Genomic DNA, 15,397 nt, shown 5'->3' on the forward strand with positions numbered 1-15,397 from the left:
ACAGACGGGAAAGAGGGGCGTCAGCAAAAACACGGGGGCTGCCGTGGTTTTGCAGGCTCAGGCCATAAACTGATGCCTATGACTTCTGCAGCTCAAAACCATCGCCTTTCCATGAATCCCGTCGCTCTGGGGCAGAGTGACTTGCGCGTCAACCCCATCTGTCTGGGCACCATGACGTTTGGCGAGCAGGTCGATGAGGTACAAGCGCACCGCATCATGGATCGCGCGGTGGAGCGCGGCGTGGACTTTTTCGACACGGCCGAGATGTATTCCGTGCCCGCCCGGGCCGCCACCTTTGGCGCGACGGAGACCATCATCGGTCGCTGGCTCAAGGCCCGTCCGGGAATGCGCGAGCAGCTCACCCTGGCCACCAAGGTGGCCGGCCCGACGCGTGGCATGCCTTGGATTCGCGAAGGTGCGGGCATGACGTCAGCAGACATTGTTCGCTCTTGCGACGCCAGCCTGCAGCGCCTGCAGACGGAGGTGATTGACCTCTACCAGATTCATTGGCCTGAGCGCCATGTGCCCGCCTTCGGTGCCATGTATTACGACCCGAAGAAGGAAACCTCGGCCACCCCCATCCATGAGCAGCTCGATGCGCTGGCCGGTCTGGTCAAGCAGGGCAAGATTCGCCATATCGGCCTCTCGAACGAGAGCCCTTATGGTGTTCATGAATTTGTGCGACTGGCCGAGCAGCATGGCCTGCCGCGCGTGGCCACCACGCAGAACCCGTATTGCCTGGTTAACCGCAGCTATGAAAATGGGCTTGACGAGACCTGCCACCGTCTGAATGTGTCCTTGCTGGCTTATTCGCCACTGGCTTTTGGTCTGCTGACCGGCAAGTTTGACGAGTTCGCCCCGACAGACGCGGGCGCACCCAAGGATTCGCGTATTGGCAAATATGAATCGGTGCAAAAGCAGCGCTGGGGCCGCCCCGATGCACTGGCCGCTGCTCGCCGCTACAACGCGCTGGCCCGCAAACATGGCATGACGGCGGTGCAGATGGCGCTGGCGTTTTGCTATACCAAGTGGCAGGTGAGCAGCACCATCATCGGCGTGACCTCAGTAGCGCAGCTTGATGAGGACTTGAACGCATGGGGCACCCAGCTCTCGCCAGAGCTGCTGGCCGAGATTGATGCCATCCGCTGGGAGATGCGTGACCCGGCGGTTTGAGACTGTGCAGTTTTGAGTAAAAATGCCTGCTAGCGCAAATCCAGTATGCGCTAACAGCTATCAAATTTGAATCATGGCCAAAAAAGACAAAAACGCCCATGTGAGCGAAACCCCCGCCACGCAAATGCTCAAGGCCCACAAGGTGGAGTTTTCTGAGCACCCCTATGAATACGTTGAGCATGGCGGTACCGAAGAGTCGGCAAAGCAGCTGGGTTTGACCGAGCACATGGTGGTCAAAACGCTGGTGATGCAAGACCAGGACGCCAAGCCGCTGATCGTTCTCATGCATGGCGATTGCAAGGTTTCTACCAAGAACCTGGCCCGCCAGATTGGCGCCAAGAGCGTGGAGCCCTGCAAGCCCGAAGTGGCTAACCGCCATAGCGGCTATCTGGTGGGCGGCACATCGCCCTTTGGCACCAAGCGCGATATGCCGGTCTATATCGAGGACACCATTCTGGAGCTGCCCCGCATTGCCATCAATGGCGGGCGGCGCGGTTATCTGGTGCAACTGGCCCCTGAGGTTTGTACCCGTCTGCTCAATGCCCAGCCGGTGCACTGCGCGCTGGCAGAATAGGGGCTGGCTTGGCGGGCAATTGGCCCGGTAGGTAAAAACTCAAACAACAACACGAGTCGCATCATTTTTGACGCTGCGGCTCTCAGTGCCAGATTCTGGCCGAGGAATTTCGTTGAACGCCCTCTATCCTGTGATTGCCGTTGTTGCGGCTTATCTGATCGGCTCCCTGTCCTTTGCCGTCATCGTCAGCCGCGTCATGGGCCTGCATGATCCGCGCACCTACGGCAGCGGCAACCCCGGAGCGACCAATGTGCTGCGCTCTGGCAGCAAACCGGCAGCGGTCATGACGCTGCTGCTGGATGCGCTCAAGGGCTTTGTGCCCGTGCTGCTGGTCAAGCTATTTGGCGAGCAGTTCGGTCTGGGTGATAACACCGTGGCGCTGGTCGGTCTGGCCGCGTTTCTGGGTCACCTCTACCCCGTGTTCTTTGGCTTCAAGGGCGGCAAGGGCGTGGCGACTGCACTGGGCGTGCTGCTGGGCATCAGCGGCTGGCTGGGTCTGGCGACGGTGCTGACCTGGGTGATCGTGGCGGTGTTTTTCCGCTACTCGTCGCTGGCAGCGCTGATCGCATCGATTTTTGCGCCGGTGTACTACGTGCTGTGCAGCGGCATTGTCTGGAACGCTGAGCCCCCCATCACGACTGCGATTGTGGTGATGGCGATTTTGCTGGTCTGGCGCCACCGTGAAAACATTCAGCGCCTGATCGCTGGCAAAGAATCCCGGCTGGGCAAGAAAAAGGCCGAGGAATCCAAGCCTGCCGAAACGGCTGGTAAAAAGTCAGGCAAGGCCAAGCGCCGCTAAGGCGCGGGTTCTTGAAGAATCAAGGGTTTTATCAAGAAACCCAAGGTAGACAGGGCGCAAGCAGCTCCCTATTCAATAGCACCAAGCAAAGCACTCCCATATGGCATCCAGCCCATCGCAGCGTGATTACAGCGCGCCCTGTCCTGGTTGTGGCGCACCGGTTCATTTCACCAGTGCGCAATCGAGTTTTGCCGTCTGCGAGTTTTGCCGCAGCACCGTGGTGCGCGATGGCGAGACGCTCAAGCGCATTGGCTCCATGGCCGAGGTGTTTGAGGATTACAGCCCGCTGAAACTGGGTGCCTCGGGCATGGTCAAGCGCAACGGCAAGCCCGAGCCGTTCACGCTGGTGGGACGTACGCAATACAAAAGCAATGCGGGTAACTGGTCTGAATGGGTGGCCAGGCTCAGCAACGGGGACCTGGCCTGGCTGAGCGAAGACAACGGAAGCTTTGTCTTCTCTGTGCCCTGGCAGCCACCTGGCTGGACGGTGACGGCCTTCGAAACGCGCGAATGGCGCATGGGGCGGGAGGTGAAGGCGGGGGCTGATGCCTTTACCGTCACCAGCATTCAAGATGCCCAGTTGCTGGCCGCGCAGGGCGAATTGGCCCAATTGCCAGAGCTGGGGAGAAGCTTCAAGCTGGTGGAGCTGCGCAACGAAAAAGACCAGATTCTCTCCATCGACTTCAGTGGCAAGGCCCCTGCATTCAGTCTGGGTGCGGCGATTGCACTGGATAGTTTGCAGATGCAGGGCCTGCGCAGCAGCGCCAACAAAAAGGAAGAAGGCCGCCACTTCAACTGCCCCAAGTGCGGTGCGGTGGTGCCTGTGCGTTTTGACACCACCAAGGCCATGAGCTGCCCCAGCTGCGGCAGCTTGATTGACATGTCGCAGGGCATGGGCGGCGAGCTGAGCTTTGCCGAGCAGCGCAAAAAAATACGCCCACTGATACCGCTGGGCAGCCAGGGCACGCTGGATGGCCTGAAGTGGCAGGTCGTAGGCTTTCAACGCCGCAGCGGCCGGGGCATGGGTGAAGATGAAGACGATAGCTTTATGTGGGACGAGTACCTGCTCTACAACCAGAAGGCAGGTTTTTCGTTCATCGTCGATTCAGAAGATGGCTGGAGCACGGCCCGCGTCATCAACGGCGCGCCCAAGCTCAGCAAGAACGGCGCCACCGCCACGTATCTGCAGCGTAAATACCAGCGCGACTACGCTTATCTGTCTGTGACCGAATACGCCGAGGGCGAGTTTTACTGGCCGGTGTTCAAGGGTGCCAAGTCCAGCAATGTGGACTATGCCCACGGCGGCAAGCAAAACACGCTGGCGCTGGAAACAGCGAATCAGGAAACGACCTGGACCCATGGTCAGCGCGTGTCGGCAGAGACCATCGCGCAGGCGTTTGGCATAGGCAAGCTCAAGGATCGCTCTCAGGTCAGTCCCGTCTCGGGCAGCGGCTTCAGCTGGGGCACGATCTTGTTCTGGCTGTTCATCCTGTTGTTCACCTTGCCTTTTTTGCGGGCCTGCATGTCCAGCCCCAACTGCGACCCGCGCACGGATCCCAATTGCAGCTATAGCCGCTCCAGCAGCGGCTCCTACGGCGGTTACACCTCGGGCGGCAGCCATAAATAAGCGTGCCAGCCTCAAACCCTTATTTCAGGAGAGACATCATGAATTTTGACTGGTTCAGCGCCCAGAACTTCTTCGGCTCCATCCTCTACGCTCTGGTGGGCGTGGTGGTGTTCTGGCTGTGTTTCCTCGTCATCGACAAACTCACGCCCGTGGATATGTGGGCCGAGATTGTGGAAAAGCACAACAAGGCGCTGGCCATGGTGGTGGCCGCCATGTGCTTGGGGATCAGCATCATTGTGGCTGCAGCGATTCACTGACGGCTCCCCCCTGAGGCGCTTTGCGCCTTCCCCCTCTCTGCTTCGCGGAAGGGGACGACAGCTTTGCTGCGCGGCGGTGCTTGCTTGCTGTCCCTTGTTTTCAGCGCGCCGGGTTTGACCTTCAGGGTTCAATCGGGTGAACTGATCTAAATAGAAAGTACGTTTGATGACTTCGACGCAGGCTGAGCAGAGCGGCACTCCGCAGGAGCTGGGGCCGCGGCCTATTGATGTGGCGCTGCTGGCCAGTGTGTTTGTGATTGCGGCCTGTGGTCTGCTCTATGAGCTGGCGGCGGGCGCACTGGCGTCCTATCTGCTGGGCGATTCGGTGCTGCAGTTCTCCACCATCATCGGCACCTATCTGTTTGCCATGGGCATTGGCTCATGGCTGTCGCGTTATTTTGAAGATCAGTTGCCTGCGCACTTTCTGCGGGTGGAGCTGATGGTGGCGCTGGTGGGCGGAGCGCTGCCTGCGGTGCTGTTTCTGGCCAATGCCTATGCGCCGGGTGCTTTTCGCTTTCTGCTCTACGGCATGGTGCTGGTGGTGGGCACGCTGGTGGGGCTGGAGATTCCGCTGGTCATGCGCATTTTGAAGCGCAATGCCTCGCTCAAAGATCTGGTGTCCAAGGTGCTGACCTTTGACTATCTGGGTGCGCTGGCAGTGTCGCTGGCCTTTCCGATTGTGCTGGTGCCCAAGCTGGGGCTGGTGCGCACGGGCTTGCTGTTTGGCTTTATGAATGCGGCAATTGCGGTGTGGGCGCTGGTGCTGTTCAAGCACGAGCTGCGCAATCTGCGTGCCCATATCTGGGCCTGTGCGCTGGTGCTGCTGACGCTGGGTGGAGGCATTGCCGGGGCGGATCAACTGACCAAGCTGGCCGATGATCATTTTTATCAGGACCGCATTGTGCTGAGCAGCAGCTCGCCCTATCAGCGCATTGTGGTGACGCAGGGCCGCCAGGGCGCGCGCCTGTACCTGAATGGCAATCTGCAGTTTGCCCAGAGTGATGAGTATCGCTATCACGAAGCGCTGGTACACCCGGCCATGGCGGCGCATGGTGCTCCTAAGAAGATAGCGGTGCTGGGCGGCGGCGACGGTATGGCCGTGCGCGAGGTGCTCAAGTACCCCAGCGTAGAAGCCGTAACGCTGGTGGAGCTGGACCCGGCCATGACCGATCTGTTTCGCACCAATGCCATGATGACGGCGCTTAACGGCAATGCGCTCAATGATCCACGGGTCAGCATCGTCAACACCGATGCCTTTCACTGGCTGCAGGAGAGCAAGGACAGCTTTGATGTGATCGTGGTGGACTTCCCCGACCCCACCAATTTTGCGATTGGCAAGCTGTTTACCAACAGCTTTTATTCGCTGCTGGACAAGCGCCTTGCGGCCAGCGGCTATGCCGTGGTGCAGACCACATCGCCGCTGATTGCGCGGCACAGCTTCTGGACGGTGGTGCAGACCATTGAATCCGTGGGGCTGACGGCCAAGCCCTATCACGCCCATGTGCCTAGTTTTGGCGAATGGGGCTTTGTGCTGGCCAGTCACCGTCCCTGGCGCGAGCCGCCCGGCCTGCCCGAAGGCATGCGCTACCTGACCATGCCCACCATGCGCCTGATGTTTGACTTTCCGCTCGATATGGATCGCGTGCCTGCCGAGGTGAACCGCTTGTCCAATCAGGTGCTGGTCAACACCTATGAGCGCGAGTGGGGCAAGGTAGAGCATTGATGGCGGGGTTTGCCATCAATCGCCGCCAGTCTTTGCAGTGGGCGGGTGCTGCGGCGCTGGGCCTGTCAGGCTGCAAGCCTGCGCCACCCAAGCTCGATGATCTGCCTGGCGGCTTTGCCGGCACGGCGCTTGAGCGTGGCCACAGCCTGCGCCCCTTCTGGCAGCGCTTGGCGCAGGGGCTCGACTTGCCTGCGCCTGCCGTGGTGCGCCGCGCCCCGGTGGTGATTGCGGGCGGTGGCATGGCCGGGCTGGCGGCAGCACGGGCGCTGGAGCTGGCAGGCGTGCAGGGCGCAGCCTTGCTGGATACACAGGCTGCCATGGGCGGCAATAGTCAGGGAGGGCAGATCAAAGGCATTGCCTGTCCGCTGGGCGCCCACTATCTGCCGGTGCCCGGTGATGATGCCCATGAGGTGCAGGACTGGCTGGAGCAACTGGGCGTGCGCCAGCGCGTCTCTGGCCGCTGGCGCTATGACGAGCGCTATCTATGTCACAGCCCACAGGAACGCTTGTTCTGGCAAGGTGCATGGCATGAGGGCTTGCTACCCGTGCACGGTGTAAGCCAGCGCACGCTGGACCAATATGCGCTGTTTGAAAAACGGGTGAGCGAGGCGATGAGCCTCGCCGCTTTTGCCATGCCATCCATTCGCATCTGGCAGCGCGCAGGGCAGTTGCCAGCGGCGCATACCAAGCTGGATGCACAGCTTTTTGAGCAATGGCTGGCCGAGCAGGGTCTGGATGACGAGCGCCTGCTCTGGTATCTGGGCTACTGCTGCCGTGATGATTTTGGGGCGGGGCTGGCCCAGGTATCGGCCTGGGCGGGTATTCATTACTTTGCCAGCCGTCACGGCTTTCATGCGCCGCGCCAAGATTCTGAGCATGAAGCCGAGGAGCTGGGCGAGCAGGTGCTGACTTGGCCGCAGGGCAATGGCTGGCTGGTCCAGCAACTGGTGGCGGGGCTAAAAGGCACGCAGCAGCAGACAGATTGCAGCGTGCTGGCGATTACTGAAGATGCCAGCGGCGTGCAGATCGACACCTATCACCATAGACGCCAGCAACATGAGCGCTGGCTAACGAGGCATTGCGTGGTGGCGTTGCCCACGTTTATCGCGGCCCGAGTGCTGCGTAACCCCCCTGATTTTTTGCGAACGGTGGCGGGTCGGCTGAACTGGACGCCCTGGCTGGTGGCCAATATTCATATCGACAGCCCGCTGGCCGACTACCCCGGTGCGGAGCCCGCCTGGGACAATGTGCTGTACCAGGACGGCAATCAGGGTGGCCTGGGCTATGTGGATGCGGGCAATCAGCGGCTGGATCGCGTCAGCCGCCAGCCCACTGTGCTGAGCTATTACCAGGCGCTGGGCGACTGGGCGGATGGGCGCAAGCAGTTGATGGAGCAGCCCTTCGCCTTCTGGCGCGACCGGATTGTGAACACCCTGAGCGAGCCGCATGCCGATCTGCTGCAACGCGCTACGCGTATGGAGATCACCCGCTATGGTCATGCCATGGCGATTCCGCGCCCTGGTGATCAGAAAATTTTGAGTGAAATTGCACTCAAAGCCAATATGAATGAGCGCAAGCAGCTATTGAATGGAGAGCGAGTGCAGGGCCTGCCCACGCCCGGTACAGCGCGGCTGAGCTTTGCGCATTCGGACTGGGCCGGTTATTCGGTGCTGGAAGAAGCGTTTACGCGCGGTCATCACGCAGGGCTGCTGGCAGCGCAAGGGTAAAAACGCTTTTGAGGGTGCTAGCTGAGTTACCTGCGCTGGCTGCCGGGCAGCTTGATGACGCGATTGAGCGCTGCATTGCCGCGCGAGCTGTGACCGCCGAGCTGCGCCATGGAGCGCAGGTCCAGATCCAGCGTCAGCGACGAGCGCGCCAAAGCGGACTGAATGGTGGGTCTGCGCCCTTCAAGGTGCCAGATGGGCGGGTACAGGCTTGAGCCATCGCGGTCAATCACGCTGGCAATCTGGGGCTCCTCTGCGGTTTTTCCACGGCGCAGAACCACGGCCACTTCGCCGTTATCGAGCTGCACATAAGTGCCTGGCGGATAAAGGCCGACGACATCGATCAGCGCTTGCTTGACCTCATCGGCATATTGCTGGCCTTGTTGCAGGATTTGTAGCGATTCGACGGCCGAGCGGCCGCTACGGGTTTTACGCGGGCTGATTAGCGCGGCATAGCGATCAACCGTGCCCAGAATGCGAACCAGACGCGCCAGCGGCTGCAATTGCGCCAGCGGGGCGGGCGGCAGCACGACATGGTGGTTCTGAACGGTCTCCAGCCAGAGGGTGTCGCGCACCATCAGGCGCTCAAGAACCTGACGGCCTTCTTGGGGGTGCTGTTTGACGGCTTCGGCTTGCGGGCTGCTCAGCGGGGCGCGTTGCTCGGCCAACTGGTTTTGCAGCACCGTCATGCTGATGTTCATGGTCAGCGAGGCATGAATCAGCGTATCGCGCTCTGACTGAGGCAGGTTCAGCGCCTTGGCCAGAATGTGGCACAGGCCTGCGCAGACCACAGCGTGCGAGGAGCTGTAACCCACGGTGGTTGAGCTGGCGCGCTGAAACATCAGGTAGAGCGCTGCGTCGGTGTCTTGTGTGATGAGGTCCTGCAGCCACAGATCAATCTGATGCAGCTTGATGGCGAAACCCGGAATGCGCAGCGGATCGGTCAGCAGAACGGAGAGGGCGGCTTCCAAGTCTGACCACAGACCCAGCAGGTCCTCATAAGGTTCGTCGTAGCGTGCGTGCATGGAGAGGGGCTTGGGCGGATCTTAGTTTTTTTCCAGCACCATTTCGCTGCCCTTGCGGGTCATCTGAAACTGGGCCAGCAGATTGTTGCCAAGCAACACATAGGGCATGGATTGAGGGGCGACGATGGCATCGACGTCGTGGAGCTCTATATCGCCCAGTTTGACGCTGTCGAGTTTGATTCGCCAGCCTTGCGCGGTGCCGTTGGCTGTGCGCATCAGCATGGGTGTGCCTTTGAGGTAGGGCAGCTCGAGGCGCTCTGCATCGGCTCGGCCAATGGCAATCGTGCTGGCGCCGGTGTCCACCATGTATTGCATGGTTTTACCGTTGATCATTCCCCGGTCGATGAAGTGACCCCGTGAGTCGGCAATCAACACCAGCTTGCCCGAGCGGGAGCCACCGTCGCGGCCACCCCGGCTGCCCACGCTGACAGGCGCATCGCCCAGTCGCAGGTTCTGGCGCTGGCCTTTGACGTCGACCACGGCGGCGTCACCATTGAGCTGCAGCAGGCGAACGCCTTTGTGGCTTTCATTGACCGCAATGGCCTTGGGCGCGCTGCCATCGACAACCAGCAGGGCCTTGCTGCCCAGTACGCCGGTCAATGCGACGGATTGCCCCCAGGCACTGCTGGCTGCCAGCGTGGCTGCCAGCATAAGCCCCGCGCGCCGCAGGTGAGAGGCACCCTGCAAGGGCTGCCCCGCAGCGCAGGTGTCGATCCCTTCCCGCGAAGCGGGAGAGAGGGAAGCAGCAAAGCTGCGCAGGGGGTGTTTCATTGTTTAGTCGCGGAAGTTGTTGAACGACAGAGGGTGGTCAGCCAGGTCCTTGCGAATCACGGCCATGGCAGCCTGCAGGTCGTCGCGCTTGGCGCCGGTGATGCGGACCTTGTCTTCCTGAATGGCGGCTTGCACCTTGAGCTTGCTTTCCTTCATCAGCTTCTGCAGCTGCTTGGCCAGATCGGACTCGATACCGTTTTTGACCTTGATGACCTGCTTGACCTTGTCACCGCCGATTTTCTGGGCCTTCTGAATGTCCAGGAAGCGCACGTCCACATTGCGCTTGGTCAGCTTGTTGCGCAGCAGGTCTTCGACTTGCTGGAGCTGGAACTCGGCATCGCCATACATGGTGATTTCCTTGTCCTTGAGTTCGACGGCGGCCGATGTGCCCTTGAAGTCAAAGCGGGTGCCAATTTCCTTGGTGGCGTTGTCGACAGCGTTCTTTACTTCGACGAAGTCGGCTTCGCAAACAGTATCAAAAGAAGGCATGGTTTTATTCCTATCAGTATCAGAGCAGTAAACAGCCACAGAGCGCCAGCCTGTGATGTTCGGCTTTCCAGCAACGAGGTGGGCGCAGTGCGACAATTGGATGGATGTTAGTCGAGAAAAATGTTCCCCTGCAGCATTGCAACACCTTTGGCATTGCCGCGCGCGCCGAAACCTTGGTGCGTATTCGTAGCCAGGATGATATTCGCCAGTTTCTGGCCCATCCCCTCTGGGGGCGGCAGCCGGTGTTTGTCCTTGGTGGAGGTAGCAACGTCGTATTGACGGGTGATGTGGCGCCAGTCGTGCTCAAGATGGAAATCATGGGCATGCGGCTGCTGCATGAGACCGACAAGCACTGGGTTGTCGAGATCGGCGCGGGCGAGCGCTGGCACGATATGGTGGCCTGGACGCTGGCCCAGGGCTATAGCGGGCTGGAGAATATGGCGCTGATCCCCGGCACGGTAGGTGCATCACCTGTGCAGAATATTGGCGCCTATGGATTGGAGCTGCAGGATCGCTTTGATTCGCTGGACGCGGTTGACCTGGTGACTGGTGAGCAGTTCAGCTTGAATGCTGCCCAGTGTGCCTTTGGCTACCGCGATTCGGTGTTCAAGCATGCACCTGCGCAGCCCAAGTACTGGCCTGTAACGGGCTCTGCTGCCGTGCCGCGCGGTCTGGGTCTCAAGGGGCGGGCGGTGATTACGCATGTGCGACTGGCCTTGCCCAAAGTGTGGAAGCCTGATCTGGGTTATCTGGACTTGCAGCGCAAGCAGGCTGAAAAAGGCATTGAGCAACCCACGGCCCAGCAGATTTTTGAATGGGTTTGCGAAATTCGCAGCGCCAAGCTGCCTGACCCCGAGGTCATTGGCAATGCGGGCAGCTTCTTCAAAAACCCCACTGTGACGGTCGAGCAGTGCGCAGACATCATCGCGCGTGAGCCAAAAATCGTGCACTACCCCATGGATGACGGCTCGATCAAGCTAGCCGCTGGCTGGCTGATTGATGCCTGCGGCTGGAAGGGCAAGACCATGGGGCGGGCGGGAGTCTATGACAAGCAGGCGCTGGTGCTGGTCAACCGCGGTGACCGCCATAGCGCCGAGGGCAGTGTGAGCGGCGGTGAGGTGATGACGCTGGCAGGAGCCATTCAGACCAGTGTTTATGAGCGCTTTGGCATTCGGCTAGAGCCTGAGCCAGTAGTGATTTAAGCCATTGCGCATAAGAAAAAAGGAGCCATTGGCTCCTTTTTTGATAGCTATTAGCGCTTATTTCCAGAAGGCTGGGCGCAGTAAAATACCGGAAATACGGTAGGGGGCCTTAGGCTCTACAGCCAGCTCCATGGGAACAAAGCCCTTGGTGCAGTTCAGCAAAACGCTGGTGGCCAGAGGGGTGGGGCTCTCCATGCGGGCTACTGCCTGGCAGCTGCCGACACCGGTGCGAATCGAGTCCAGTGCTTTTTGCACATTGTCGATGGGCGACTGCTTCAGGAACTCTTCATTGAAGTTGCTGGAGGCCAGCTTGGATTTGCCTTCAATGGCTGTCACCACGGCTTGCAGACGCTTGCGCAGCGCCGCATCAGCGGCTTGTGCATCGACGTTGGCAGGGACGGCAGGTGCTGCGGCGGGGGCTGCAGCCTTGGCGTTGTCGGCTGCGGGTGCGTCGGTCTGTGCCTGTGCGCCAGTCATGAAGCCAGCAGTAGCCAGCAAGGCGCTCAGGCAAAGAGCGTGACGTGTTTTAGTGAAACTCATTCGTTAACCTTTCGTCAAACAACGCAGGCACTGTAAACCTTCTGCAAGGGTTTCTTTGCAAGACCGGAGCCTGTTTTTTGTGAATAAATGGCAAAGATGGGTTGGCGCGGGTGAAAGCGGTACATCTTTGTTGCTGTTGATACAGCGCAGCCCGTCAGGGTTACTGCTTGCCGTTGCTGACTCATGCACTGCCTAAAATCTGTTGCACTGCAATAGCTCAATGGATAACGGGGCCGATCCCCAATTAAAAAGGACTTGCGATGCAAGAAAACACAGAGGGCGAAGCCCATGCGGCAAAGCAGCGGCTCATCAAGAAGTATCCCAATCGTCGTCTGTATGACACGAAAACCTCTTCCTACATCACGCTGGCTGAGGTCAAGCAACTGGTGATGGACAGCGAAGATGTGGTGATCCGCGATGCCAAGACCAATGAAGAACTGACGCGTTCTATCTTGCTGCAGATCATTCTGGAAGAAGAAGCGGGCGGTGCTCCCATGTTTTCCGAAGCCATGCTGGCCAACATCATCCGCTTCTACGGCCATGCCATGCAGGGCTTTATGGGTACGTACATTGAAAAGAACGTGCAGATGTTCACGGACTTCCAGACCCAGCTGTCGGGTCAGTCGCAGGGTGCGGCGCCTGAGGCGTGGAAGCAGTTCATGAGCATGCAGCCGCCAGCCATGCAATCCATGATGGGTAACTACATGGAGCAGTCGCAGACGGTGCTCACTCAAATGCAGGAGCAGATGCAAAAGCAGACGGAGCAGATGCTGGGTGTGTTTGGCATAAAGCGCTGAACGCTGAATTGACGTTTCAAGAGGCGGGCCAAATGGCCCGTTTTTTTGTGCCCGCTTTGTTTCCGCTGTGATGGGCGGCAAGAGGTCTGGATGCGCTAGTCCCAATTGACGATGCTTGTGAATGCTCTCAATCGAACAATGATTTCGGTACTTCCGAAGTACGCAGGTGAGAGTGCGCGATGAGAGTTTGAGCAACAACAAATGCAAGTAATGCATTCAAGGAGACTAGGCATGAAGGTTGGTATGGCGCCCCGTTTGTTGGCGGCCTTGACAGTGGGAGTGTTGGCTACAGGTTCAGTGTGGGCCAAAGCAACGGCGGATGAGGTTGCAAAGCTGGGTAAGTCGCTCAATTGCACGGGCGGCGAAAAAGCAGGGACGGCCAGTGGCGTACCGGAGTTCACTGGTAAATGGCTGGGCGTGCCAGTGGGCGTGAAGTACACGCCTCATGCCGGGCAGCACCCGGTAGATCCGTATGCGAATGAAAAGCCGTTGTTCACCATTACGGCTGAAAACTTGAGCCAGTATGCAGAGCGCCTGACTGAAGGTCAGAAGGCGATGTTTGCCAAGTACCCTCAGACGTTCCGCATCCCTGTGTACACCGGTCACCGGGACTTCCGCTTTACAGATGCGACCTGCGCTTCTGCCAAGAAGAATGCTCAGGATGCCGTGGTCAACGCCGATGGCTTGGGTGTGACTGGTGCCGTCAAGGGCGCGCTGCCGTTCCCTATTCCTAAGAATGGCCTAGAGCTGGCATTCAATAATCTGCTGCCTTCGCGTGCCTATACCGAAGAAACTTTGCGCGATAACGGCATTGTTTTTGCCGATAAAAGCATTGTTTACGGGCGTGCTGATAACAAGGCGCTCAGCCCTGTTCAGGCGGCAGATGTAGCGGGTCAGCCGCTGGTGGGGGCGATGTCGCAGACCATCAATATCACCAAGCTGCCTGAGCGCGAAAAAGGCGGTGTGAGCGTGATTGCCGAGCCTCTGGATTTTGGTAAGGACAAGCGACTGGGTTGGAGCTACGACCCCGGAACCCGCCGCGTGCGCCAGTTGCCAGAGTACGGTTTTGACCAGCCTCTGTCTGGCACTGGTGGCAAGCTGACGATTGACTCTGACCGCTTGTTCAACGGCTCACCCGAGCGCTACAACTGGAAGTCGCTGGGCAGGAAGGAGATCTACGTTCCTGCCAATGCGTACAAGGTTCACGCGAATACCGTGAAGTACGCTGACTTGCTCAAGCCTGGCCATGCCAACCCTGATTTCATGCGCTATGAACTGCGCCGTGTCTGGGTGCTGGAAGCCACTCTGAAATCCGGCTATCGCCATATGTACGGCAAGCGCGTTTTGTTCCTTGATGAGGATACGGGCCAAGCTGTCATGAGCGATTTCTACGATGCGCGTGGGCAGCTCTGGCAGTCCGGTCTGGTGAACTATTACTACGCGTTTGATGCAAATGTCTGGCATGCCGGCACCAGCTTCTATCACGACCTGAACTCGGGTGCCTATGTGGCCTACAACCTGTTCCAGGAGCGCCCGCTGGGTCCGATTTTGAACAAGGGCAACCTCGATGCCTCCATGTTCACACCTCAGGCGGCTCGTAACGCGGGCAACTGATCAAGCATGAAGATGGCAAAAAGCTTTTGGCATGCCGCGATGTGGCTACGAGCTTTTTGTCTCTCAAGGTAGGAGGCGCTTGCGCCTCCTTTTTTATGGTCTGAAAAATGGCTCGTTGAGGGCTGAGAAAAAGCAAGAGGAGACAGGCAATGGCAAATCGTTTGCAGGGTAAGGTTGCATTGGTCACCGGTGGTGCCAGTGGTGTGGGTCTGGAAGTCGTGAAGCTGCTGCTGGGTGAAGGTGCCAAAGTGGCATTCAGCGACATCAATGAAGCCGTGGGCCAGCAACTGGCAGCTGAGCTGGGTGAGTGCTCCATGTTTGTGCGCCACGACGTGAGCAATGAAGGGGACTGGAAGAGCGTCATGTCTGCCGTGCAGCAGCGCATGGGTACGCTCAATGTGCTGGTCAACAACGCAGGTATCTTGCTGCCTGGTGATATGGAAACTGGGCGAGTCGAGGACTTTAGCCGCTTGCTCAAGATCAATACCGAGTCGGTCTTCCTCGGTTGCCAGCAAGGGATTGCTGCGATGAAGGAAGCTGGCGGCTCCATCATCAATATGGCGTCAGTGTCGAGCTGGTTGCCGGTTGAGCAATATGCAGGCTACAGCGCCAGCAAGGCCGCAGTTTCGGCTTTGACGCGCGCTGCTGCGCTGAACTGCCGCAAGCAAGGCTATGCAATTCGTGTGAACTCCATTCACCCTGACGGAATTTATACGCCAATGATGCAGGCTTCTCTGCCCAAGGGTGTGTCAAAGGAGATGGTGCTGCACGACGCCAAGCGCAATCGTGGTGGCCGCGCCTATATGCCTGAGCGCATTGCGCAGCTTGTGCTGTTTTTGGCCAGCGATGAATCCAGTGTCATGAGTGGCAGCGAGCTGCATGCCGATAACTCGATTCTGGGCATGGGCCTGTAATTCTGATGCCTCGCTAATGCGGGGTATGGGTGGAAAAACAAAAAAGGCCTTGAATTTCTTCAAGGCCTTTTTGTTTTTGGCGGAGCAGGCGGGATTCGAACCCGCGGTGGGCTATTAACCCACACACGCTTTCCAGGCGTGCGACTTAAACCACTCATCCACCGCTCC

At 59.0% G+C, this 15,397-nt stretch carries 15 protein-coding genes and 1 tRNA gene; 11 read left to right on the plus strand and 5 right to left on the minus strand.

Going from position 1 to position 15,397, the window contains the following annotated elements:
* Positions 1 to 111 precede the first annotated feature (111 nt).
* From RSF91_RS01320 to RSF91_RS01350, 7 genes are all read left to right on the plus strand, one after another.
* A complete protein-coding gene (locus RSF91_RS01320; RefSeq protein WP_332566723.1) occupies positions 112 to 1,173 on the plus strand; it encodes an aldo/keto reductase in 1,062 nt (353 codons plus the stop codon).
* A 73-nt stretch (positions 1,174 to 1,246) separates the two neighbouring features.
* The gene (gene ybaK / locus RSF91_RS01325) at positions 1,247 to 1,747 is read left to right on the plus strand and encodes a Cys-tRNA(Pro) deacylase (RefSeq protein ID WP_099736531.1); all 501 of its coding nucleotides are present in this window, start codon (positions 1,247 to 1,249) and stop codon (positions 1,745 to 1,747) included.
* 112 nt (positions 1,748 to 1,859) lie between these two features.
* Positions 1,860 to 2,546, plus strand: a complete 687-nt coding sequence (plsY, locus tag RSF91_RS01330; RefSeq protein ID WP_099736532.1) for a glycerol-3-phosphate 1-O-acyltransferase PlsY — start codon at positions 1,860 to 1,862, stop codon at positions 2,544 to 2,546.
* 100 nt (positions 2,547 to 2,646) lie between these two features.
* A complete protein-coding gene (locus RSF91_RS01335; RefSeq protein WP_332566724.1) occupies positions 2,647 to 4,173 on the plus strand; it encodes a DUF4178 domain-containing protein in 1,527 nt (508 codons plus the stop codon).
* 38 nt (positions 4,174 to 4,211) lie between these two features.
* The gene (locus tag RSF91_RS01340) at positions 4,212 to 4,430 is read left to right on the plus strand and encodes a DUF350 domain-containing protein (RefSeq protein WP_332566725.1); all 219 of its coding nucleotides are present in this window, start codon (positions 4,212 to 4,214) and stop codon (positions 4,428 to 4,430) included.
* Positions 4,431 to 4,596: 166 nt separating this feature from the next.
* A complete protein-coding gene (locus tag RSF91_RS01345; RefSeq protein ID WP_332566726.1) occupies positions 4,597 to 6,153 on the plus strand; it encodes a polyamine aminopropyltransferase in 1,557 nt (518 codons plus the stop codon).
* Positions 6,153 to 7,880, plus strand: coding sequence for an FAD-dependent oxidoreductase (locus RSF91_RS01350; protein ID WP_332566727.1), 1,728 nt, complete (start codon positions 6,153 to 6,155; stop codon positions 7,878 to 7,880). The genes RSF91_RS01345 and RSF91_RS01350 overlap by 1 nt, the downstream gene beginning before the upstream one ends.
* Positions 7,881 to 7,906: 26 nt before the next feature.
* Here the strand turns inward: RSF91_RS01350 and RSF91_RS01355 are convergent, their stop codons facing one another.
* The 3 genes from RSF91_RS01355 to RSF91_RS01365 form a co-directional block, all read right to left on the minus strand.
* Positions 7,907 to 8,902: an HD-GYP domain-containing protein gene (locus RSF91_RS01355; RefSeq protein WP_332566728.1), complete on the minus strand. Its 996-nt coding sequence runs from the start codon at positions 8,900 to 8,902 to the stop codon at positions 7,907 to 7,909.
* 21 nt (positions 8,903 to 8,923) lie between these two features.
* On the minus strand, positions 8,924 to 9,553 hold the full coding sequence (locus tag RSF91_RS01360; RefSeq protein WP_332566812.1) for a retropepsin-like aspartic protease family protein: 630 nt from the start codon (positions 9,551 to 9,553) through the stop codon (positions 8,924 to 8,926).
* Between the two features lie 123 nt (positions 9,554 to 9,676).
* On the minus strand, positions 9,677 to 10,162 hold the full coding sequence (locus tag RSF91_RS01365; RefSeq protein WP_099736538.1) for a YajQ family cyclic di-GMP-binding protein: 486 nt from the start codon (positions 10,160 to 10,162) through the stop codon (positions 9,677 to 9,679).
* Positions 10,163 to 10,266: 104 nt separating this feature from the next.
* On the opposite strand from RSF91_RS01365, the gene murB reads away from it, so the two are divergent.
* Entirely contained in the window at positions 10,267 to 11,364 is a 1,098-nt protein-coding gene (gene murB / locus RSF91_RS01370) for a UDP-N-acetylmuramate dehydrogenase (protein WP_332566729.1), read from the plus strand.
* A 57-nt stretch (positions 11,365 to 11,421) separates the two neighbouring features.
* On the opposite strand, the gene RSF91_RS01375 is transcribed toward murB, so the two are convergent.
* Positions 11,422 to 11,904 (minus strand): hypothetical protein, encoded by a 483-nt coding sequence (locus RSF91_RS01375; RefSeq protein WP_332566730.1) that lies wholly within the window; start codon positions 11,902 to 11,904, stop codon positions 11,422 to 11,424.
* 260 nt (positions 11,905 to 12,164) lie between these two features.
* Between RSF91_RS01375 and phaR the strand changes: the two genes are divergently transcribed.
* From phaR to RSF91_RS01390, 3 genes are all read left to right on the plus strand, one after another.
* Complete coding sequence (phaR, locus tag RSF91_RS01380) at positions 12,165 to 12,701, plus strand: polyhydroxyalkanoate synthesis repressor PhaR (protein WP_332566731.1); 537 nt, start codon at positions 12,165 to 12,167, stop codon at positions 12,699 to 12,701.
* A 231-nt stretch (positions 12,702 to 12,932) separates the two neighbouring features.
* Positions 12,933 to 14,315 (plus strand): DUF1329 domain-containing protein, encoded by a 1,383-nt coding sequence (locus tag RSF91_RS01385; protein ID WP_332566732.1) that lies wholly within the window; start codon positions 12,933 to 12,935, stop codon positions 14,313 to 14,315.
* A 149-nt stretch (positions 14,316 to 14,464) separates the two neighbouring features.
* Positions 14,465 to 15,229, plus strand: a complete 765-nt coding sequence (locus tag RSF91_RS01390) for an SDR family oxidoreductase (protein WP_332566733.1) — start codon at positions 14,465 to 14,467, stop codon at positions 15,227 to 15,229.
* 77 nt (positions 15,230 to 15,306) lie between these two features.
* Here RSF91_RS01390 and RSF91_RS01395 read toward each other — a convergent pair.
* Positions 15,307 to 15,397, minus strand: a tRNA-Ser gene (locus RSF91_RS01395).

Origin of the sequence: Comamonas sp. (assembly GCF_036643215.1) — a bacterium.
Taxonomy (GTDB): Bacteria; Pseudomonadota; Gammaproteobacteria; order Burkholderiales; family Burkholderiaceae_C; genus Comamonas.